This window comes from Rhodococcus sp. NPDC019647, from assembly GCF_044389235.1.
GTDB classification, from domain to species: Bacteria; Actinomycetota; Actinomycetes; order Mycobacteriales; family Mycobacteriaceae; genus Rhodococcus_F; species Rhodococcus_F oxybenzonivorans.
This window is the reverse complement of record NZ_JBIRXS010000045.1, coordinates 1-22997: the sequence shown is the minus strand read 5'-3', so window position 1 is coordinate 22997 and position 22997 is coordinate 1. Positions and strand designations below refer to the sequence as shown.

The 22997-nt window shown below is 62.1% G+C and carries 15 protein-coding genes; 6 read left to right on the top strand and 9 right to left on the bottom strand.

What is annotated here, in order from left to right:
• Positions 1-16 precede the first annotated feature (16 nt).
• The gene (locus ACH49N_RS36815) at positions 17-727 is read left to right on the top strand and encodes a hypothetical protein (protein ID WP_358278015.1); all 711 of its coding nucleotides are present in this window, start codon (positions 17-19) and stop codon (positions 725-727) included.
• Between the two features lie 283 nt (positions 728-1010).
• On the opposite strand, the gene ACH49N_RS36810 is transcribed toward ACH49N_RS36815, so the two are convergent.
• From ACH49N_RS36810 to ACH49N_RS36795, 4 genes are all read right to left on the bottom strand, one after another.
• Positions 1011-1226, bottom strand: coding sequence for a hypothetical protein (locus ACH49N_RS36810; protein ID WP_358278017.1), 216 nt, complete (start codon positions 1224-1226; stop codon positions 1011-1013).
• Positions 1227-1832: 606 nt separating this feature from the next.
• Positions 1833-2195: a hypothetical protein gene (locus ACH49N_RS36805; RefSeq protein ID WP_358278019.1), complete on the bottom strand. Its 363-nt coding sequence runs from the start codon at positions 2193-2195 to the stop codon at positions 1833-1835.
• A gap of 357 nt (positions 2196-2552) precedes the next feature.
• Entirely contained in the window at positions 2553-4394 is a 1842-nt protein-coding gene (locus ACH49N_RS36800) for an RNB domain-containing ribonuclease (RefSeq protein WP_358278037.1), read from the bottom strand.
• 885 nt (positions 4395-5279) lie between these two features.
• Positions 5280-5993, bottom strand: coding sequence for an HNH endonuclease family protein (locus ACH49N_RS36795; protein WP_358278021.1), 714 nt, complete (start codon positions 5991-5993; stop codon positions 5280-5282).
• A gap of 344 nt (positions 5994-6337) precedes the next feature.
• Between ACH49N_RS36795 and ACH49N_RS36790 the strand changes: the two genes are divergently transcribed.
• Positions 6338-6667 (top strand): hypothetical protein, encoded by a 330-nt coding sequence (locus ACH49N_RS36790; protein ID WP_358278023.1) that lies wholly within the window; start codon positions 6338-6340, stop codon positions 6665-6667.
• 1087 nt (positions 6668-7754) lie between these two features.
• On the top strand, positions 7755-8072 hold the full coding sequence (mihF, locus tag ACH49N_RS36785) for an integration host factor, actinobacterial type (protein WP_109335695.1): 318 nt from the start codon (positions 7755-7757) through the stop codon (positions 8070-8072).
• A 74-nt stretch (positions 8073-8146) separates the two neighbouring features.
• On the opposite strand, the gene ACH49N_RS36780 is transcribed toward mihF, so the two are convergent.
• Positions 8147-8488 carry an Lsr2 family protein gene (locus ACH49N_RS36780; protein WP_358278025.1) on the bottom strand — a complete coding sequence of 114 codons (342 nt, stop codon included), beginning with the start codon at positions 8486-8488 and terminating at the stop codon, positions 8147-8149.
• 494 nt (positions 8489-8982) lie between these two features.
• Between ACH49N_RS36780 and ACH49N_RS36775 the strand changes: the two genes are divergently transcribed.
• From ACH49N_RS36775 to ACH49N_RS36765, 3 genes are all read left to right on the top strand, one after another.
• Entirely contained in the window at positions 8983-9462 is a 480-nt protein-coding gene (locus ACH49N_RS36775) for a helicase associated domain-containing protein (RefSeq protein WP_358278027.1), read from the top strand.
• Between the two features lie 2621 nt (positions 9463-12083).
• On the top strand, positions 12084-13004 hold the full coding sequence (locus ACH49N_RS36770) for a ParA family protein (RefSeq protein ID WP_109335692.1): 921 nt from the start codon (positions 12084-12086) through the stop codon (positions 13002-13004).
• Positions 13001-13720, top strand: coding sequence for a hypothetical protein (locus ACH49N_RS36765; RefSeq protein ID WP_358278029.1), 720 nt, complete (start codon positions 13001-13003; stop codon positions 13718-13720). The genes ACH49N_RS36770 and ACH49N_RS36765 overlap by 4 nt, the downstream gene beginning before the upstream one ends.
• A 644-nt stretch (positions 13721-14364) precedes the next feature.
• Here ACH49N_RS36765 and ACH49N_RS36760 read toward each other — a convergent pair.
• The 4 genes from ACH49N_RS36760 to ACH49N_RS36745 form a co-directional block, all read right to left on the bottom strand.
• Positions 14365-15222 carry a ParA family protein gene (locus tag ACH49N_RS36760; RefSeq protein WP_358278031.1) on the bottom strand — a complete coding sequence of 286 codons (858 nt, stop codon included), beginning with the start codon at positions 15220-15222 and terminating at the stop codon, positions 14365-14367.
• 115 nt (positions 15223-15337) lie between these two features.
• Complete coding sequence (locus ACH49N_RS36755) at positions 15338-16951, bottom strand: ParB/RepB/Spo0J family partition protein (protein WP_358278033.1); 1614 nt, start codon at positions 16949-16951, stop codon at positions 15338-15340.
• Positions 16952-19811: 2860 nt separating this feature from the next.
• Entirely contained in the window at positions 19812-21059 is a 1248-nt protein-coding gene (locus tag ACH49N_RS36750; protein WP_358278035.1) for a replication protein, read from the bottom strand.
• A 464-nt stretch (positions 21060-21523) separates the two neighbouring features.
• Positions 21524-21751, bottom strand: coding sequence for a hypothetical protein (locus ACH49N_RS36745; RefSeq protein WP_005262432.1), 228 nt, complete (start codon positions 21749-21751; stop codon positions 21524-21526).
• Between the last annotated feature and the right edge of the window lie 1246 nt (positions 21752-22997).

Genomic DNA, 22997 nt, shown 5'->3' with positions numbered 1-22997 from the left:
AGATCAGGAGGCCTCGATGCCGCGACCATCGTCATGGCTGAGCACGACCGCGTCCACCCTCGGTGAAGAACTGGCACGACTAGGTCTGACCGTCCCCACCGACCAACTCGAGTACCTGCTCACCGACCGAGTCGCTGCCGTGGCGGAGCAGATGTGCATCACCGAACGCACCGCCCGCCGGTATTTCGACCACGACACACTGCGCACCCTCGCCCATGACATGGCCTTGAGTATCAAGGAAGAGGCACCCGGCGCCGACCTGCTGACACTGCCCCGCACCATCGCCATGCCCCTGCCCACCGTCGGTGCCACAATCGCCGCCCTCGTCGAGGCCACCGCCCTCGCCGGCGCCGACACCGGTCCCGGTGAACCTGCAACAGCGATGGCACTGATCTCCACTCTCGGCGTCCTGACCCGAGACCACGACGGTGACCTCCCCAACGTCTGGGTGCCGGAGCCGCTCCTCATGCGAGCGGCCCGGCTCATCGAGAACACCGCCGACCTCGTACATCACGGCTGTCCATTACCACCAGACGTCGCCGAGGATGTCCGACCCCATCTGCAGAAGGCACTGCGCGACGACGCCGCCCGGCTCCGGGCGCTGATCCCCGACACCGGCCGACGGTCCGGCGCGTCCTCACCGGCACGTCGAACCCGGCCTGACGATCGTTGCCACCATCAGGGCATCGTCCGGCGTTGGGGAATCCCTCCCATTCCTCGAAAGTGAGTGAAGGCGTCCTTGCTCTCAACGAGGCGGAGCGCGGCCGCCGAATCTACTCCTGTGCGAGGGCGTCGGGGTCGCGCAGCGGGCGCACGACTCCGCCCAGGTCGGGCAGCACGAAGCTGTAATGCCCGTCCAAAATCGAGGTGGGACCGGAGGAACGCCGAGAGCCGTTCCGTCGGCCTCGAACACGCGATAGCCCTGCTCGTGCAGGGCATCGACGGCTTGGTTGAGGTGGATGGTGTGCCACAGCACCACGCAGCGTTCGGTCTTCGTCGTCGTGATAGTTCTACCGCTCCAGATCCTGCCAGGACGACACCTCGAACCGGCCGTAGCCGCCGTCGTCCGATAAACGCAACATGAACTCACCTACAGCCCAACGTTGTTCGGCGAATGAGCGATGCTTACCGTCGGATTTCTGCCGGATGCTCCCCTGCCCCGAAACGCACTCAGGAAAGGCCAGCTGAACAGGACTGCGAGCACTACTGAAATCGACTTCAAACACGCTGCGCGTCCGCTCATGCCGTCGACCGGCCTACCCGACAGTCTGGTCGCCGACACCGGGTGAGAAGCCTTCCTTCAATCTCAAGCGGGAAACCCCCGGTACTTGACCAACTTGGCGCGGAGCCATCGCCCTCCAACAGATCCAAGCCTGGAATACGCGAGCCGCAGGCCTCGTCATCCGACGAGTAATCCTGCGGCCCAATTCCGCTCCCACCGCGATGGGATGGCTACACCCAAAAACCTTAGCAACTTATAATTATTTCCATTGCCACCAAGAACCATCAACCGACAGAGAGATCGAAACGAGGAGGCAGCCACCATTTGCGTGCCGAGGGCACGCGAGACGCTTGGCTATCAGATGGATTATCACGCGCCGTTGGGCACTGGCCTGGGTTGCGCTCGCGGGAACGGCCACCGCGACCGAACTTGATTAGATCGGCTACGTTCGGCACTGACGGAGTCGTTGATTGCTCGCAATCGGATCGTCCCGAGATCACCCGCCGATTTGGCACCCCCGCCGAAGTCCAGCAGGTCATCGCGTCGCGTGCCCTTCGACTCCCCCCTGGCGCAGGCGAGAATTCCAGCACCATCAACCGCTCACACTTCCCTATTCGGATTCCACCAGTAGGCGCTCGCTGTCATACTGCTTGCACCGCGCAACAGCGGAATTCGCCGCTTCGTCCGAGCCCCACACGTAGGCAAAGAACTCCCGATCGTTGCGCATGAGGTCATCGACGCGGGAATCTTTCAAGGCCGCATATCGCATGAACGGCATACGGGCGTGAGTGTTGACCGTCTTCTTACTCATGCCAAGCAGTTTCGCCACTTCAGATTGGGAAAGCCCCCGAAGAAGGGCCTCCTTGACGAGCGCCTGGTCAACGTAGTTGTCGGCCAGGAACTGCAGATGGTGCACAACCCGCCGCGCATCGCGGCGTCTGGTTGCCAGGTCGTGCCCATCGGGACTGGTCATACACGCAGCATTGCGGTATTCAGCGTGTACCGCAATACCGACGTTCGGTCGGGTTTGACGCATCAGCCGAGAAGAACAGTGCTCATCTGGCCGCCTGTTTACCTTGCGAAGCAGGGTGTCTCCACAGCGTGCCGCGGCCGATCCCAGGAATTGCGGCCTCACTCTCCAGGGTTCCGACCTCGATCATCTTCCAAATGTGCCGCGCCTTCGCCGCGTCAATCCCTTGGCTGGCCACCGATCCAGCACCGGGCGCCGGCGAGCTCGGGGATCAGCTGTATCGCTGCCCGGAGCCCATGGACGAGACCTTGCTACGGAGGGCACTGCGTATGTTCGAACGAATCCGCGGATAAGATCGATCTACGGGTGTGATTGAGCAGGCGACGCCTCGTCGAGAAGCGAATCGATAAGATACTCTGCCGCAGTAGTTTTCGCTTGCGTCTTTGTTGTTCCGCGGCCAGTCGCCGTGTGGTCCCGGTAACGGACTTCGCATGTGAACACCGGCGCGTGGGCGGCGCCCTCCACCGTTACAGCCCACTGTGGGGAGGGATGCCCGTGGTGTTGGGCATGGCTGAGTACCCACGCGATCGGGTTCTTGTGCGCTCGTTCCCGCTGTTTCGCCGCCTGGACCGAATCCGAATCTCCGTTGCGCGCTGATGCTGGTCGCGCCCGTATCCCTGCGTGCGTGGTGCTCGGGGGAACTGCTTGCGGCTCGTCCCGCAGCGGGGAGTCCGTCTCCGGGTGGCTCTTCCCGCCTGCGATCGCCTGGGTTAGGCCCCATGCCGCGTCCTGCTCGGCTCGTTTCTTACTTCCCGCGGTCGCCCACGGTCCGCGGACGTCACCCACTCGGAGGCGGGCAGCGAATACCGGGGTGTGGGAGGGCCCACGGTGATCGCCGTCGACCTCGGGTTTAGGCAGATCGGGATGGGCTTGTAGCCACATCGACACGACACTCGGCCCGAATTCCGGGTGCGACTGCGATGCCCAGTCGAAGACCTCGGATCGGATCGGTGCCCAACCTTCCCCCGCGTCGAGCAACGTCACGATGGTGGTGACGGTTACGTCGTCAGCCTTCATTCGGCGGCGGAGTTCGGTGACCACTTCACTGATCGGGTCACGTGCGGCCGCGGCCGCCAGCACCTTCGCCCACCGCTTCGAGTCGAGACCCTTGAGTTCACCGGCGGCGACGACCTGCGCGGTCACCTTCCGATCGAGTGCCTTGAAGTGCGATGCCTTTTCTTCCCGGTCCGCGGCGATGCGCCGGTTGATATCGGCGGCGAGGTTGCCGAGTTGCTCCGTTGTGTACGGGGCAGGCGCGGAGTCGAGGTGGGCGAAAATTACCCGCTGAGTGATCAGGTCCGACACTCTGCGCAGTGGCGACGTCGCGTGCGTGTAGGCCGCCAACCGAAGCCCGTGATGGCCGTGCACCGTCGGGGCGTAAGTCGCGGCACGAAAAGACGACTGCAGACGCGAACGCAGCTTCTCGAACAGCACCGGATCAGTCATCGCCACCGCCACCTCCGCTGCAAGGTCCTCGGTGCTGCCCGCGGTCACCGCGCTGCGGTGATTGCGAAACAGGACCGGGAGATCCTCCTGCACACACCACATGGCGATCGCCTCGTTGGCGGCGATCATCATCTCCTGCACGATCACATACCCAACCGTCCGCACATCGGATGGAATCGGTGCGATTCCCCCTTCCTCGGTGGAACGCCAGCCATGCGTGAGGTCGTAGAGCGCGAAGGCACCGGACCGGCGACGCCCCTGAAGCAGTACCTGCGCGGCGTCATTCGCAGCTTTCACGCACTTGTGTAGCGGGTCGTCGACTGAACCCAGGATTTCGGTGATCTGCGCGTGATCGACCGCAACGCACCTACCGGCCGGCACCCGCCCGCGATCGACACTCACCCCGGACACAATCCCGTCCGCGGACAGATCAGCCTGGACGCGCAGGGTGGATCTCTCCGCAATCTCGGTCAACGTTGCCGCTTGCTCGGTGTCGCGGCCGAGCATCGGTACGGTCCGGCGGGAAAGGTACTTCGATTCACGGCGCAGGAAAGCCGTCGCATCAGCCGCGGATCCTAGGGGAACTACGCCCGCGACGCCGGCGATGTGCACCTCCAGCTTCCACCCCGAACCGTCGGCGAGTTCGGTTACCGCGAACGCGTCATCGCGGTCGAGGGCCTCGGACCGATCAACCATCAACAACGGCACACCGCTATCGGACACTGCGCCTCCTCGAGATGCAATCGGCAGCGACACTGCACCAGGAACCATCAGTACCAGCGATGGACGTCAGTGTCGATCACCTCTTTCCTTCGACACGCCCGCCGATCCGGCTGACGTTATGGCTGTGCCGGTCAGATTTCGTCGGGGCACTTCCGTTCCGACAGTCCTGGTTGAGGAGACGTCTTGAGTGCCGTGCCTGGTCTCCTGGTCCATTGAGTACCCGGGTGTTGCCCGGCGTGACGCATACGGGCCCGCGAACCCTTTCGTTCCGGAGCGTCCTCCCGCGTCTATCGACGTGCCCGATCAGCACGAACAAGACAACCACCTCGCTCACAACGGTAGATTCGATCTAACACCCGGCTCGATACGGTGAGGTGAGGCGCGCCGTGCATTCGGTGAGCGTTCACGTGGCCACCATCGGTTCATCGACCTGCACGCCCGGGATGCCACAGCGCACTCCGACATCCGAACTTCCTCCGCTGATCGAATCAATAGCCGCAAGGGTGGGGGACTTCCTCGGTGAGGAGGAGTCGGCCCTGACAGTCCCGGGGGGATGCACAAGATGCGCCCGAACCAAGCGATGCACACTGTTCCAGTCGCCTTCTACCCCTTCGATCTGCCGACACCCCGCGGATTGTCGATCAGGGTGGTCAACCCGGTGTGAGGCTAGTTGCAGAGATTCCGCGCAGGACGTGAATTCGCTGTTTGAGCACCGTCGAGTACCGCAATTCCTCCCCCGAGTGGTGGCTTCGTCGACATCCGGCGGCGCGGAAAAGCCCCAGCGCCGGGTCGACCCGAACGGATGACCATCGAGGAACTGCAGCAATCGCATCCCCCTCGGCGCAATGACCTTCGTTCTCAGCAAGAGTGCAGAACCTGACTCATCGCGTCCTTCTCTGCCTGCGTCACCCACAACCGGTAGAGGGCCTTCACCTCGATCTGCCGGGAAACGTAGGTGCACCGGTAACTCTTGTTCGGCGGCAACCACGATGCGGCGTCGGAATCGGACTTCTTCGAATTGGTGGGGCCGTCCACGGCTTGCAGGTTCCGCGGGTCGTTGGCCAGGTCGCGGCGCTGCTCCGGGCTGAGCTGCTGGGCGCCTTTCTGCCACGCATCGGACAGGGCGACGACGTGATCGATCTGCACCGCGGTGGAGGTGTCCTGGCCGCGGACGAAGGCGATGGTGGTGCCGGTGTAGGGGTCGTGCAGGGTGCCGGTCGCCACCACGCAGTCCCGGGTGCTGGACTTGTACGTCAGGTCCACCAGGTCGCGGCGCAGGATGTCGTTGCGGGTGTCGCACCCGTTGTGGCCGCCCTCGACGCCGTTGTCGTCGGACCACGAGGGGCCGAACTGCTCACGGGTGTACCCGGTCTTCGGGGCGCGGCCCTTGACCGCCAGGGTGTCGAGCTTCGCCAACGCCGGTGCCGCATCAAACCCCACCGACGGGAGGGCCGGCGCGTCCCCGAGGGAGCCGGTTCCCGGGTTCGCATCAGCAAGGGCCGAGCACCCGGTCAAGCCGAGCGCGGTGACCGCACCGAGGGCGAGAAGAGCGGACCGGGGACGACGACGCATGTGGCAGTTCTCCTGTTACCTGTGGGACTGAAGTGGCACACAAGTATGACGTGCTCCACCGACAGCCCTTGTCGCCTGTCCGACGGCATGCCTCACGTCACCCGAAAGGTCACCGCTGAGACCAATTGGCCAGCAAACTCCCGACCACAATCGTCGAAACAGATATCCGCCCACCTTGCGCCAACCGAACAACGCATTTCGCCACCGCCCCGCCCAGCCTTCCCCATCGACTCACACCAGCATCGCCGGTCCGCCCGCTCCTTCTTCAACATGCTTTTGACCTCGGACACAGAAATCGGCTCCCGGCTGGTGGAGAAGCGTCACGGTGGCGGATAATAGAACATATGTTCGAGAGCTGGCAGGCAGTGCACGACCCCAAGCCATGGCGCACCGTAGACCCACCCCGGCCGGTCACTGTCGACCTGGCTACCGCGATCGCGCACGGCGGCGGACGCCTCGCTCACGACCTCCCGTTGCGAGTCCGCGCCGACGGGCTCAACCTTGATGTCCAGGTTCCCGGCGTGCTGCTCGCCTGGGCGCGCACATCCCGCGGAGCCTGGCTAGGTGCCTGCACATTTACGATTCCTACCGGCAACAAACTCGGCTCTTTGAAGGTCACGCAATGGTGCCCCGCAACGGCAATCACACCCCGGGAGCCGGATCGGCACAGATGAATCCAGCACTCCGCACCAGATCGCACAGTCGCTCCGCCACCACTCAGCAGCGATATGACCGGATGGGTTGGTCGGCGCCGGGGACGCGATGCAGCGAAGAGACGCATCCACCCAACGCCCGCATGAAAGTGCTCAACCCAGCCGGACAGTCCAACGCGCGCTTCGCCGCCGACAGCGGCTGGCACACCCCACAAATTAAGCACACAGTCGCCGATACTAAGTCAAGCCGTCTGACTACGAATCCGGCGGAGCATCCGGTCGTTGCTCTGCGTCAGACCATTTCGCGAGCTTCACACGATACAAACACGGAATCTTCCGTTCATAGCCGTCTTTCGTGACACAGCGCTCCCCCACGCCCACACGACAATGCGGGCACGGAATGTGAACAACGAACTCGAATGGGTCCATCACTCACCTCCACCGACGCCACCTGATCACCCGCACCACACCTGACATCGCGAATCATGCCGTACCCACCATGTACACACCACCCCGCACCGTCGGGTATCCACGTCGGGCGCATCCGACCGCCGCATCGCACAGGAAGCCGCTCGACCGCGGCCACCACGAATCGCCTCAACGAAAACCACACGGCCGCGCCAACGTACCCACGAAGTATCCCTCCGAGATCTTCCGGCAGGAGATGAGTGAGTGCAGCATCGACTCGCCAGCTGACCAACGAGCAAAGACACCTGGCGTCAGCGTCTCGATAGACCCAGATAGGAGGTGCCCGCCGTTTTACGGTGTCTCGGCCGCAAAGCCCTACAGTCAGTCAACACCAAGCTATTCGGCGCCCGCCCGGTTCACGTCCGCGCGAACTAGTACACCGTCAACGGCGCAACGCTTTTTCAACCAACTTGATCCCGACCACAGTGCGTGATGACTTTCTGAGCATCTCACTCCCACTCAGGAGCGAAATTGCTTCATGGCCATTCATTCCCCCGATCCGGCAACGCCTCCCACCCCCGAATCGACCACCGAACTGTAGGACTCAAGCCGATCACTACCCACGCATGTCCGGGCCACCTGGCACTATGGCGAACAGCAGCCAGACGAACTGGCTGAGCGATGCAGCAAGGAGCACCACATGGCACTACCTGTATTAACTGCAGAACAACGCGCCGACGCGCTGGCGAAAGCAACCGAAGCCCGCAAAGCGCGTAGCGAACTCCTCTCAGCCGTGAAGGCTGGAGAGCTCACCGTGGCCGCGGTACTCGCCAAGGCTGAAACAGACGAAATCGTGAAGAAGACGAAGGTGTCGGCATTGCTGAAGGCACTTCCCGGTGTCGGATCAGTGAAAGCCGCGAAACTCCTCGAGGAACTGTCGATCGCCGAGACCCGCCGGATCGGCGGACTCGGAGCGAACCAGCGCCAAGCACTCATCGAAGCTTCCACAGCTTCCTGATCGGACAGCCGCGCGGCCTCCAGCCAAATCCGAATACCCTGGCTGGAGGCAGTGGCCGAGTACACGCACAAGTATCAGTGCGCTGCGTTGTACGCATCCTCGAGCTGGGCAGGGATGCGTCCACGCGAGGACACTTCATACCCCTGGGTCGTTGCCCATTCCCGAATGTCCTTTGCCCGCTTTCGCCCATTCGATGGAGCCACTGCCGCATTCGCCCGACGCTTCCGCCCACCAACGCGAGCTGCATGCTCGATGTAGTAGTTGAGAGTTCCGTGGAACTCCTTGGCGTTCTTGGGTTTCAGATCAATTTCGTAGTCGACACCGTTAACGGAGAACGCAATGGTTTCACCCTTGCCATTCTTGATCGGCGTCCCGTCGATGTCGTCGAGACGTTCGACAACAATTTTGCGCGCCAAAGTTCCACTCCTTCATCGTCGATTCCCGGCGAACACTACTGCGAAGTAAGGCGCACCTGCGAATCCGGCAAGACTATCGGATCGCCATTGCAGCGAGTACGTTTCGCTGCGGTATTTGCGCGCATCCCACCGAGACACGCGGTCACGTCAGCACCACTTCGGGCTCAGAATCCACCGAGCAGCTCCAACAAAAGAACCCGTTCCCACGCTCACCCCAGGTCATCTATCAACACTGCCGGCAGTCGGCGCAAACCAGCTATGCCCCCCATCACAACTACGCAACCGCTCAGTGCCGAAAGCCGCATGTCTACAGGCATCATTCTCACTACGATTTGAGGCGGTCGTGCAACTGCCGGCGAGCCGAATGCCGCTCGCTGCGCCGAATCCCTCGACCAGATTGCCGGGTCATGCGTGACACGCGCTTAAAGCGATTGACATAATCGAATCAGACTAACTACTTGACATGTCGGGTTTTCACAGAAGGACTGATCTCGATGCGAACTCAGCGGTCCGCAGCCTCAGCAGTGGAGCTGTACTCGGCCTTCCGGCAACAACACCCCGGAACCGGGGTACCCGAGGACTACGTCACGGAGTGTGGGTTCAGGCTCGGTCGTTGGCAGTACCGTCAGCGCGTCGCTCGGATGCTCGGGACGCTGCCTGCCCAGCGGATCCGCGAGCTCGACGCGATCGGATTCGTGTGGAGCGAGGACGACGCCCCTCTACCCGCCGTGACTCGTACCGACAGCAAGCGGCGTCGCATGCTCGCGGAGATTGCTGCCTACCGTGAGCAACACGGCGATGCACTCGTTCCCGCGAACTATGTGAACGACGACGGGGAACAGGTAGGTCAGTGGCTCTACCGGGCGGTGAAGAAGTGGCGAGCGGACCAACTGCCCGACGAGGAGCGCGGCCCACTCGCAGCACTAGGAGTCTCCCCCGGCCCGCGCCCCCGTGGACCAAGGACCGCGGCGTAACACCACCCGATTCACCAAGGAGACCGACGATCCACAGAGAATCTAGACACATCAACGACGAGAAGCCCAGCCGCTTCAACGTTGACTCATCTTCCGAACGGAAGTATCTCACTGCGTCCATGCAACCTTCACACGAAGACCACTCACGCGACTTCGAGAGTCCGGGTGCAGACGAGATAGCGCCACTAGCACCGGAGAGGCGACGCTCACGAGCACTCGAAACATACGACCGTATTTCGCAGCGGCGGCACCCTCGTGGAACGCTCTGGAACTCGAACTCCATCGAGTCATTCCACAACCTCACACACGCACCCAGTCGTATCAAACGAGAAGACACTTCAAGGCCCATGCTAGCGCCGGCACGCCCCCATACTGCGGCGTATAGCGCAGAACCGGAGGACCGACGTTGCCGTCCCTTCGAGTGACGCGGTACGCCGGGAGCGTACCGGTTCCGCAAGAACTGGACCGATGAAAGAGAAACCTGGCAGATGAATTCGCCCTGCAATGAACTGGCGGGGGCTGCCGCGCCCACACACCCTGGAGAAGATGAACCACACCTGGACGACCGAACTCGCCAACGGTAGACGACTCCGAGTCAACGCCAGGGCCCGCAGACGGGCGCGCAGATCGAGTGGTCCCCCGATAGGTGAACATGCTTGACCAGGGCGTCACGAATCTGAACTCACACCACGCCGCCACGAAACGCGGATAGCTGTCTCGGCACTGAGCCACGTTGGCCACTGGAGGCGGCGTAAACAACTCCGATCGCCGAGATAGCGCCACACAACAGCATGACAGCGCGATACGCGAGGCTCTCTACTCGCTTGACCCGCGTAGTGGCAACCCGACGACTCACCTCGGGAGTCGCCAACACAGGGCGGATACGCTCGGTTCGCTGGAGGTCCCTGTCCCCGCTGTTGACGTGAGGTGCATTCGTCAGCGCCTGTCGCATTGCCGGACACGGGCATCCGGATGCACAGTGTGAATAGTCGATCAAGGCTCGCATCGGCCCAGAGGCAGGGCGCGCAAACCTTCGACTGCCTGCTTCGACCCTCTCTCCCTAACCTCGCGCTCGGAGTCCGCGACGGGTGTGGATGGACATTCCCGTTCTGAGTGTCGTGGCGCGCAGCCATTGCACCGCTCGCCCATTCTTGCGGTCGATCCGGCTGGTGCTCGCAGAACTTCAGTTCGTCAAGTTTCGCGGTGGTTCGTATATCAATTTCAGGCGGCGCGGCGACGGCCTCACTCAGGGATAGGAGGCGCTGGCGCCACAGGACATTCTTCCGAGACGTCGGCATATGCCAATCGCTCAAACGGACCTCATTAGCGGGCGTATATCGGAGGGGTGAAGCGGCGGCACTTTACGGCGGTACTGCAACAGCGGCTTGGCGCGGTGATGCAGCGTGCATCACCGCGGGACTTCCTCCCACGAAGTATCCGCACCTATCCGCACCGAACGCATACGTCCAAGCCGCGTGCGCGGGTGATGCACCGTGCATCACCCGCATCACCGCGCTAGCAAGGGCGACGCTACGCCTCGCGCGATCGATTAGTGAGCCTTTGACCCTCCGCGCTGGCACCCACTCTGGCACCCGCTGGCGGGAAGAATGACCGTTTTCACATTTCGTCAAGTGACGAAATCGCCTGCGGATACTTTTCATTGGCTGCAACCAATGATCGGCGGTCGATGTTAATGCCCAGCGAGGCGAAGATGCCCAGGGCTAGTAGCGCCCTGAAGGGGTATTGGCGCGAATCCACGCCACGCCTACTCGATTGCGTATGGCCTCATGCATGGCCTTAGATATGGCCTTACGCACAACCGTTCATCTGACCTTGTTTTCAGAATTCGGCTAGCGAAAGAGGCCGCCCGCTTGCACGCCGATCCGCTGTCGTCGTAAGCGCTCGCACCATCTGCCCATACGCGCGGATGTGACCCCTCCCCCATTCCGTGGGGAATGCCGGATTTCATGGTTTCCCGCCTCTGCGTGGGGAATTCAGCACTCCTCGGACACCCCGCCTCCACTGAGGGCTCTGGGGCACCGGGAGTGTTGGCCCTCTCCGTCATGTTCCGGGAGTGCCGACTCCTATGCCGATCTACCCTGTTTTCGACTGCGCTGTTCGTGCATTCATCTAGCGCGCGTGACGGCGTCAGCGTCATACCCTCCCCACAAAAGCGGTCCAGCCTCTTGTTCCAGCACTGCACAAAATGGCCCTGACATGCAGTTATCCTTGCGGCCTTACGTATGGCCTTAACTGCGTCCGTGTGTAACACCTGCGCAACGCCCATAACTTACACCGTGTAAGCGGTCGTACCAATCCCCTTACTGATGACCTGCCCCAACGGCACGTCAATGACCAAACGCTAGGCCTTCGTCACCACCTTCAATATCGCGTTATCTACGACCATGTCTAAGAGCTATCGCACGATCTTGTACACTGCGTTTTCAGAGGCCACAGATCTGACCTGAATGCTGATCGGGTGTCGAACCTTCTCGAAGACCTTTTGACAGCTGCCGTTGCATGGCCATGACCCAGGTCCTTGTAATGGGTTGTGAGAACGCCTTACCAATGGGGTGTGTCGGTGGCCGTCCACCCGGCCGCATCGCCGTAGCCTGCTAGGCATGTCGCCAACGCAGCCCCCGCGCAGTGTGCTTGTCGCCAATCAAAAAGGCGGTGTCGGTAAGAGTTCCATCGTCTCAGCCGTCGCAGGCATGGTGTCTGCTGCCGGCCGGCGGGTGCTCGTCGTCGACGCCGACCAGCAAGCGAACGTCACGTCCTCGGATCTCGGTGTCGAGGGGGATCGAGGGAAGGGGCTCAGCATGGCCCTTCAATACGCGCACCCGCTCGAACCGACGCGAGACGTCCGCCCGAACCTCGACCTCATTCCCGGTGGGCCGGCGCTCGCAGTCATCGGTGCCATCGCCGCCACAGCCGCTCAATCAGGGATGGACCTGAGGGGCAATCTCGTCTCCACCCTCATCGACTTGCAGGCAGCCGAGCAGTACGACCTGATCCTCATCGACTCCGGACCAGGAGACGCCCCCCTCCTCGATGCCCTGCTCGGTACCGCGCGATATCTGCTCGTGCCGACCAAAGATGACGACGCCAGCTTGTCCGGTGTGGAACTCCTCGCAGCCCGATACCTTCGGGCCCGCAAGAGCGGTTCCCTCATCAAACTTCTCGGTGTTGTGCTGTTTGACGCAAACCCCCGCGCGACCGCCCGCAACCGCGAAGTATTCGAACAGGTAGAGGAGCTACTCGAAGGGAGCGGCGCCGCCCCGTTCGAAACCTTCATTCGGTCTGATCGCGCAGCCGCAGTCGATCTTCGAATCCGACACATCACGCCCTCGGAGCTGGTTGCAGTCGCAGAGGATCCACTGAAGAACCGGATACAACGGCTACGCGAAAAGAAGAACATCGCGGAACGTTTGTGGTCCCGCGACCCTTCCGGACTCGCCAAGGACTACCAATCTCTCACCCGAGAGGTCCTCAGTCGGCTCTCTGCTGCGGAGAAGGATGAAGTCTCCGGGGGAGTGGCATGAGTGCACGACGCAGGAAGGCCGCATTCAATCCCGGTGCTCTCGGCGATCTCGATGACATACTTCCCTCGCTGAGCATCGTCACCGAAACAACAGCGGACTCACCAGATCCGCAACCAGCGGCCCCGGATAACAGCAGAGACGACGGCCCGCACCAAGTCAATGCGGAACCCACCGCTGAGGCGCCGCAACCGGCACCAGTCCCCGACGAAGAGTCGACTGACGCAGATGAACTCGAACCAGAACCCGCACTCCCTATACCGGAGGCGGCAACCCTGGTCGCTCCTCCCCGCCGAAAAGCCAAACCCCGCAGCGACACCGCACCGACACGAATCGCTCCACCCGAGGTGTATCTACCCCCAGCCGTGTACACGGCACTACGCGAACTGACCCTGAACGAGCGCCACCGCGACCGGGCGACCGCGCGCGCCTACGGCCAGGTCGTTCTGGATGCGGTCGAAAAGCACGCCCACGAACTTCAACGTCATTGGACTACCGAGCCTGTACAGACCAGCGGAGGCCTCTTCAAAAGACGCGACGTCGGCGCCCAACCCCGGCGGCGCCGGCACAGCGAGATACAAGCACGCGTACCGCTCGCCGGAATCATCGCATCAGATACCGCCACGCTCGATGCGCTCGCTGAGGAATGGTCTGCAGGGAGCCGCAGCGCACTGGTCGAGCAAGCGTTGCGGCTGTATCTCGACGTCCGAGCGGACTGAGGACACGAGCTGCGCCCTCGAAAGGCTAGAACGGACGCTGCTGTCCCCGCCATCGTCGATACCGACGGCGATCCCTGCCGATACCGGGACGGACCAGTACCCGGGCCTCTATGGGGCTTAGTCCCTCTGTGCTGACAGGTCACCACTCTCGGCACAGACTCGGCGAATTCAACGCCTCACCCCACCGTGTGTCGCGTAGCGCTCCCACTGACCTCCAGCGACCGGCATGCCCAGGACAGACACCGAAACTTGCTTCAGCGCGGCGAAAATCCCTATGCAGGGAACACAGCCAGAAGCGGATCTACCTCCGTACGACGACGCACAGTCTTCAAAAGTTCGTCACCCACTCCTGGACCGCATCACAGCCCACGCTGCCTCACACAGCCTTGCCAGGCTCCAGAGGCTCGGCGTCAGGCTCGATCGCGCGACCATCGTTGTAGGTCTCCGCAATCACTCTCAGCTGCGCCGCGAACGCCTCCTGCGTGAACTGCATCAACGAGTACGACCGCCCAGTCTTACGCCGCACGAGCCGCACAGCAGCCCGAACGAGCGCGTGCAGATCATGGGGCACATTGACTGTGCTGGTCCCACGCGAAGGCCGCATATGCCGCCCAACATCGTTCACCACGGGTGGTCTCCAGCCCCTACGCGACTGCCGCCCGTTGTCCGAACAGCCCCAGCTTCTGCATATGAGTCAGCGCGGCTCGATAGTCGGCGGTAACCGTCTTCGCCCGGTAACCGTAGATCGGCACAGGAACATAATTCGTGTAGGCCTCGTCCACGATGCTCGCACGACGGATCGGGGGCGTCACCCTGTCCCCATATTCGCTCAGCAGATCCTCCATCTGCTCACGGTAGACATCGCCGATCGGCGGGACTGCGCAGGGGACGATAGACAGCAGCGGCACGTCCACTCGGTACGTCCGCTTGATCTTCCGCAGTTCCTGCTCCAACGCGGGGATGCCCTCGTTCTCCTTACCGGAAGGTTTCGTGCACGTGATCAGACCCCACGAACCGTACGGACTTTCCTCATCGACCATCGTCGCGAGAATTCCAGCGATCACCAAAACGTTCAGAGAGCCGGGGGAGTCGATCAAGGTGACGTCGACTGGATCCGATTCCTCCAGAGCGTCACGCAGATGAAGTACACCGCCCGTCACGGCAGGCAACTCCACGATCAGCTTGTCGAGTGTGTCGCGTGCGGCGGGCACGATTGTGAGGTTCGAGATCTCCTCGTAGACGGGCCGGTCGCTTTCGTCGTACCCCCGCAGCACCCGTGCTGGGCGCTCAACCTCCTTGATGGAGGCTTGGCGCCGCAAAACGTCGGCGGCGGTCTTACCGGAGGCCTCCGGATAGCCGAGCCACGTACTCGCATTTGCCTGACTGTCCATGTCGATGACTCGCACGCGGTATCCGTCTTGAGCAAGCAAAGTGGCGGTCGAGGTGACCGTAGTCGTTTTGCCAGCACTGCCTGACAGTGTTGCTACTGCATAGGTAGCCACGGGAACTCCTTGAAGTTAAGTATCTTGATTTGGCTGATGTCCACTCCCGGGTGATGCACCGTGCATCACCCGGCCGAGGCAATACGAATCGGTGATGCACCGTGCATCACCCCGATCAATCGGCGACACGCAATGCACGGCGTGCAGCATCAATGCGTGCTTCCTCCCACGCTGTCGGTCTGTACCCGGCGCGCTCGGCCAGCAGATCCAAGTACGTCAGGTCCGAAGGTCCCCACTCCTCCGAGCCGTTGGACGCCGCAAGTTCGTATCCCGCGACCGCACAGGCCCAAGCGATCTCAACGCGACGCTTCTCGTCACCGTTCTGGGCGCTCATTCTGAATTCGGTCGCGTCGAGACCTTCGAGTCTCAGATACTCCTGTGCCAGTCGCCACCCCTCCGCACTCGTAGCCAGAGCGGAGACACCGTAGGCGTACTGGTCGATGAAATGGGTCACCAGCTTCTCCCGCGAAGGAACAGAAGCCACGAGCTTCTTGCCCGCTTCTCGACGCGCCTTCTGTGCTGCCGCTCGAGCTTCCGCCGCTAACGTCGCAGCCGATTCGCCGGCATCCTCAGTCTCGCCAATCGGCTTGTCAACTGCATAGAACACCAGCGTTCCCTGGCTGGAATCGATCGCGCCGACAACGTTCGCGCTCGCGAGATCGATATCGGAGACTTCAAACAATCGATGCTCATGAAAGCTGTCGCCAAATCGCTCGCGTGGATCCACGATCTCGAGTCCCGCGGCCAACGCCTGCTCCCGAGACTTCCGCTCGGTCAACACACGTTCAGCGGCACGAGTCGGACTCATTTCCCGATCAGACATCAGCGCGAACGCCGCAAGTTGCTCGGCCCGACGAGCATCCGTGCCCTGAGCCGGATCGGCCTTCTTCTGCCAACTCCGCACCGGCCCGTAGGGCAGCGCCCCCGCCAGAGCGGCGCCTTCGGCGCTAGGAATGACGTCCTCTGCAATCGCTGCTTGAACCTCGGGAACGAGCAGCAGCAGCGAAAGCCGCCGCGATACCGTTGCCTGGTCTACACCGAGCTTCTCGGCGATGGCGCGCTGCGACAGCCCCAACTCGGAATACCGAGCGAACATCTGGGCTTCCGCGATCTCGGAAAGATCCTGGCGTCCAAGATTCTCGAGCGTCATTGCATCAAGGTCGCCATGATCATCCATCACGGCGTCATCGATCACCGCAGGAATCGTTGCCAAGCCGGCCGCAATAGCGGCCGCACGGCGGCGGTGCCCGTAGATGACGACATACTCGGCGTCGTCACCGATAGCGTTAGCGAGGTCCGGCCGTTTCGCAAGGAACCCCTTGCGTGTCACTAGGAGTCCGGGGACCTTAATGCCGTTGGCCCTCGCCCCATTGACCAGCTCGTCCCACTTCGGATCGCCGACCTGAGGCTCGGACCTGCCTGGGTCATTGAACGGATGAGGAACGGTCTGGTGTACCGGAACTTGCACCACGGTTTGACCATCAGCCGCCGCCAATCCGGCGAGCGCGGCGGTGATGCCGCCAGAATTTGCATCACCATTCACTGGCGTAGTTACATCAGAGGACGCTGCGGCCGCCAGTTCCTCGCTATCTTCGCCGCCAGCGAACTTGCGGAATCGACTCGCGGTCTTCCTGCCTGCCGGTTTACGCGCGGCTGGCTTCGGCTTGGTCGAGGCCCGACCTGTCGACTGAGTGGTGGCCACCATTTCGGATGTCACTCCGGCGTTCATCGCCCTCCAATCTGTACGCATGCTTTGCATGTATTTAGAAGGAGCGTAATGGGCGGGGGAGCTTTCGCCTGAGACCTCCGGCGGCGTGTCGCACTCTGGGTGATGCAGCGTGCATCACCGGAAGCGATTCCTCGCACGTGTAGTGACACCGAAAGCAAAAGTCCGCGCCGGGAGCCCGGGTGATGCACCGTGCATCACCGCGGTGGGGGCGGTCAGGTCGAGCTACTCGCTCTATCGAGCGGGACTCGCACCTTCTGTGAGCGCATCGGTGATGCACGCTGCATCACCGATGAACTAGCACCGCCCGGGCTGAAGGTGGTCGTGTCCGCCGGATCGAAGCTCTGCCTCTCCGAGCGAGTCGGTCTCCGCGATCCACTCGAACATGGTGCACCACCCACGTCTAGCAAGTCCGAGCCGACAACCCCCGGGTGATGCAGCGTGCATCACCCGGGCTGTCTCCGGACGGCAAGGCACCTTCTGCCGGCGGGATCCGGTACGGCCACCCTGCATGCGGCATGCGTGGTCTTGCGGCGCGACGATCGGGGCCGGTAGGCGCTATGTCCGTCCTCTCAGAATCGACATCCATCCCGATCGGCAAAAGCTGAGCTCCTCGATCTGGCCGTGGTAGTTCACTCGTCGATGCCACCACCCGGTCGCGCTTCGGTGATGCACGGTGCATCATCGGACGCGATTCCTCCCGAATGCAGTCACACCGAGTGTAAAAGGCCGAACTGGGATCCTCGGTGATGCACCGTGCATCACCGAGGAGATAGCAGCATCCGGCCTGAAGGTCGCATGCCCCCCGGGCCGAAATGCTGCTTCTCCGAGCGGCCGGATCCCTCGATCCACTCGACGGCTGCCCGCCCGGCATCGGCTACCGAGACACTTCCCAGTCCACCGGGCCGGACGGACTGACGCACCGGATCCGTCTGTTCGCGGACAGACCAAGGAGATTGCCGATTTCACCACATGGGCTAAAGGCACCGTTGCTGACGCTTTCCGGTTAGGTCCTCCGCCGTACGGCAGCTTTGGTGATGCACCGTGCATCACCCGGGCTGTCTCGCTCGAATACTCGACACGCAAGCGAGTTCAATCCGATTCCCGGCACCCCGGCGAACGCGTCAGGGATTGCATCCCTGCACGCTCTGTGAGCGCATCGGTGATGCACGCTGCATCCCCGATGGGCTAGCGCTACCCGGTCTGAAGGTCGTCGTATCCGCCGGACCGAAGCTCTGCTTCTCTGAGCGGTCCGGTTTCTGCGATCCACTCGAGTGCACCTCCAGGTGATGCACCATGCATCACCTGGGCTGTCGCCGGACGGCAAGGCACCTCCTGCCGACGGGATCCGGTACGGCCACCCTGCATGCGGCATGCGTAGCCTTTCGCCTCGAAACGAGCGTCGGATTCGACGTCCGTACCGATCGGCAAAGTAGAGCCCCTGCATCTGGCCATGGTTGCTCGCCTCGTCGAGGCACTGCCCGACCGGATCCTGGGTGATGCACGGTGCGTCACCGAGTGCGTCGGCCCCGCCGACTGAGACGAAGGCTCAAGATCGCGGTCGGTCCGACGCGGTACAAATACAACACCGTCCGGGAATTGGCGACCGCCATCAGTGTTTCCGGTGGACTCGAGCGTGACGAATCCGCTTCCAATGAGGTCATCCGCCGCTCCCGACAAGCTCATCGTTCACCCACCGGTCGGAAGACTCGCTCAAGAGTGCCCCGTTCTAATTCGATGATGCCGCCGGATCAGGAGCAGGAGCTACATTTTGGTGGCGGGTCGGGGGCAGTGCGAGCACCTCGGACGACCACGGTGGGATTCGAAAGTCGCACCTACGACTCGGCGGGAGCGTCGGGGACGCGCGTTCCACTAAACCGCTGGAACCGTTCAATCGCCGTGGCTCTCCGTTGTCAGGCACTCTTCTCAGTGCGCAATCCTCCGCGAGAGGTCGCATGTCCACACGCATGGAACGACACGAAGGCGTCCGTCGCAACAGGCAACAACTGAATGTTCCGCTGGGGGAGTGGGCACAATCTAGAGCGAGGAAACGAATAGGGACGGCGGACAAGACACAGCAAGGGTGCGTGGATCACGTGCAAGGCCGCCACGGTGCCGTGTACGCGATGGACGCCTTGAGACGGCTAGTTCCGCTCGTTGGGCGAGCGAGCCTTGTGTGGACCGCGCCCGTATCGGTGAGCACGGTCCGATCTCTCAAACGGGGGAGGAGTCGGGGCGCCGTTGAAGTTCTTAATCGCGTTCCCGAACAAAGTCTCTCGCAGTCTCGGATGCATCGGATGCGGTGGTGGGGGAGGCGAAGGCCGCCGCCGTCTGGGTGTTCGGCGGTGGAATAGACGAGAGTGTTCCGCCTGTCCTGGTTGATGAGGATGAGACGGTGCCAAAGAGGGCCCTTACTCGCAGAGGAAACCGCTCGAAGGTGGCCACACGGACCAGCGTCGCCGTCCTTCGAGGCCGCACGGGAACGGGCTGCGAAGATTTGCGTCCCCTGCCGGTCCCGCAGGAGGTCCGCGCTTTCCAGTTCGCTCCTGCCAACTGACGGGGCCCCGCCACGCGCAATGCGATCGGTTCGCCCGCTCGGGCACCCGCTCAAGACTTCCAGGGCTGGGCTAACACTCGCCACACTGAGAGGCGCGCCATAGGCCGCGGGTCAATGTGCCCTCACGCCTCGCCTGTCCGCGCCCGGAATCGACCCCGACGCATCATCCGAAGAGGGGGTTCGGGTGACAGCGATGCCGCGGCTCGCCACTCCCTGAGGACTCGCGCCGCGTCGTCACTCTCCCTCTCCATCACCATGCGAGTAATGGGTGGGGATAAGACTTCAGCAGGCATATCGGCAACACATTCAGATTCCCGTATCGGCCTTCCGTCGCTTGAGAAGCCCCGACGCGAACGCCTCCCGACACCGCTGACGATGATCTGGGGCTGCAATCGGACGGTCGCCGCGGCTGAGGCGTGCATCGCGGTCAGCAATGCGCTGACGGGCCTCCTGGGCGGCTTTTTGGGCCATCTCAGATGGTGAGGGCCGGTTCCAATCGATCTGAGTCAATCGCCAGCGGAGGTAGCCAACAGGCCGCTCGATGCGTTCGGGCCAGATCCAGCCTCGTTGCTGGGTGTCTCGCGTGAGTTCGGCGGCGATGTCCCGCCCACGCCACCGGTTCACATCGACGCCAACATTTGCAAGAACATCGCAAATCGCACCGATGTGCCCAGCCGATTCGAACGCTGGCGCATAAGAGACCAGCTCAGCGGCGGTGCGCTGCAAGTCGATCGGTCGCGGCTGCTGTGCCAGGGTCTTTGGATTTCTTGAATGCTTGCCCGCGCGCGTCTGCGCGCGTTTTGGTGATAACTCTCTAACAAGAGATAAGAACTTAAATCCCCTGGAAGGGGATAGGGGGCCACGAACGCCCAGCTGTGGATAACGCGAGCGAGCAGCCTCCTTCGACCGCCGGACCGTCTTGGACAGCGACTTCGCCGCGCGCCTAGCAGCGATGACCAGCGACTTCGGCGAGGTCAGTGCCCAAACAGAGGCCGCGCGACGTTGAATTCGCCCATGGTGTGATTCAGCAGCGTGCGATTCGTCAGCCGTCAAATACCTTCCTCGCACCATCTCGCGGGCGACGGAGAATGTTTGGAGTGCCCTTCGGGCGCGTTTCACTACCGACACGCTGACTCCGCTGCGGTGGGCGATCTTGTCCCTCGAGGCGCATACCCGACGGCCCGTCGACCGCTCTGCGAACGAGGCCATCGTCACAGCCACGGCAAAGACGAACTCTGTGCTGACCCTGAATCGGCGGCAAACCTCACGCCCGGTCGAGGAGTTCAGCATCTCGCGGACCTGGTGCTGCCAGGCCGCACGCCCGGTCCACGCCGGCGTCGATGCCTGGCGGCCAGGGTCAACGGGCAGTGACCAGGAGCGGCCCCGCTGCTGGCTTTCCGCGTTAAGCCGCTCGACTTGATTAACCCGTTCGACAGCGGCGGAGACGAGTGCGTTCCATTCGATGTCAATGGGCGAGGGTGCCTCATTGACAGGGGCAATCTGAACAGAGTTGACGGAAATTGCGACCGCAGAGGTCGCAGAATTGGGGTGCATGACGCGCCTTTCACGCACCCTTAACCAGGTTGTTGCCGTGAGTCGCTGGCATCAGCAGCGGGACATGGCTTACCCTGGCAAGAGCGCACGGTATCGACACGACTGCTCGCGGGACTGCCAATCACAGGAGCGGTCGTGTTGGAACGGCCAAATATGAGCGGTGGGTCTCATCCGGACAGGGTGGGACCCACCGACGTTTTCGCTAGTGGAAGAGGCACCCCCTCACGGCGTGCATGATCGCCGGAAGAGCCGGCGGCAAAGTGTCTGCGTCCACGGAATTCCCACGTCGACGCTGAGATGAGACGTCACGAACACCAATATCACGTCGTGTCGCGTGCGCACGACGAATCGCGCGTTCTATACTCATAGAAGGCAGACCTCCTCCATTGCGTGGCGGTTTGTACGACGAGCGGAACCCCCGGAGCTGGCGAGCGAAGGGGGGTTTCGCCTTTTCTGGGCTCTGTTCAGCCCGTCATTGGCAACTCTTCCTGTCTGGCCTGCGCCGGAATCGCTGGCTCGTTCTCAAGTGCCAGCTGAACGAGCGCGATCATTCGATCGGTGATTGTCTTAACCCGACCATCGTCAACCGGTGCGAGAATCCGGTCGGCGATCTCCGCGGGAAACTCAACCCCGATATGGCGAACGGCGACGTCGCGGGCTGGGCGCCCGCCCCGACTTTTCCGAGTTGTCATGCCTTAAATCCTGCTCTTTCGGTTTAACTAAACCGCGCAGCGACACGCCGAGTTAAATAAAACCCGAAAATGACGCGCGGAAGCCTCTCCGGGCGTGAATCTGGCTCCGAATCGTATGCGATCGGTACACCTACCCAAGGCGGAAATATTTGATCAAATAGCTTTGCGACTAGGTAGGTAATTACACCACCCTTGAAACGTCACGTGATGAAAGAAAGTAGGTGATACATCGAGTTACACACACGACTTTACGCGGGCCGCCAACAACAAATGATGGGGAACGACGTAAGTAAAGTCCACCGCGAAATCACCGGCAATCCCCAGTCGACCAACATCACACGCGCAATCTGCAGCTGAGCCATGTTGAAGGAATCGAGCGGTCTTTCTCGGCGTATAGGCCGGAGCGCATTGTTCGATGTAAATCGGGCCGGCGACGAATCGGCGGAACATTCGGGCAGGAACCACGGACGGATGCATCCAAGGAGACGGGGTGCCAACGAAACGGTCGATCGCGCCAAACCTCCATTTAGCACGGTGCCGATGACACCCGAGTGGCTGGCTGCTGGCATGCGAAAGGATCTATTAATACTGAAAACAACTGGAAAGCGCGCGCAACGACCGCTGCAATTTGGAGGGAAACTCTTCCAGCTTTGCGATCGTGTCGGCTATGACTTTTTGACGGCTTGCGCTTCGTCGTCGAGGCCGGGCTGACTCTCGACCTTCGTGCCCCGGTAGAGCCTTGAGGTCGCGTTGCAACGGAATCCCTGTCGGCATCCCTGTCGGCATCCCTGTCGGCATGACATATCCGAAAGTACTAGACAGAAGATTCCGCGATGCCCGGCGGTCGCTGACCTTTACTCACCATCCTGACCGAGGTCGAAGCGGTCCTTGCGAACAAGCCAAGACGACTCTGTAATTGCGCTAACAGGTCGGGTGCTCGAAGAAGGGCATAGCTGGCGACTGGCGAGCTTTCGTGCAGGACGCACGAGTTGATACTGCGTCCTGCAGAACGATCAAGAAAACGACTGGGATTCACGCCGACCGCACTGTAGTTCGCGGCGACCGGTGTGGGATGCACACTCTTGAATCCCACGGCGAAGAGTGATGCGTCATCGCCGACGAACTATCGCCGCAGGGAGACGCCCGTTCCTTAGCTACTTCGACCTGAAAAATGAGGCGCCACGGTGAGCATGATTTGGCTGTTCTCGGCCGGTCAGGATTGGGTTGGCCGTAAGTCCCCCCGATC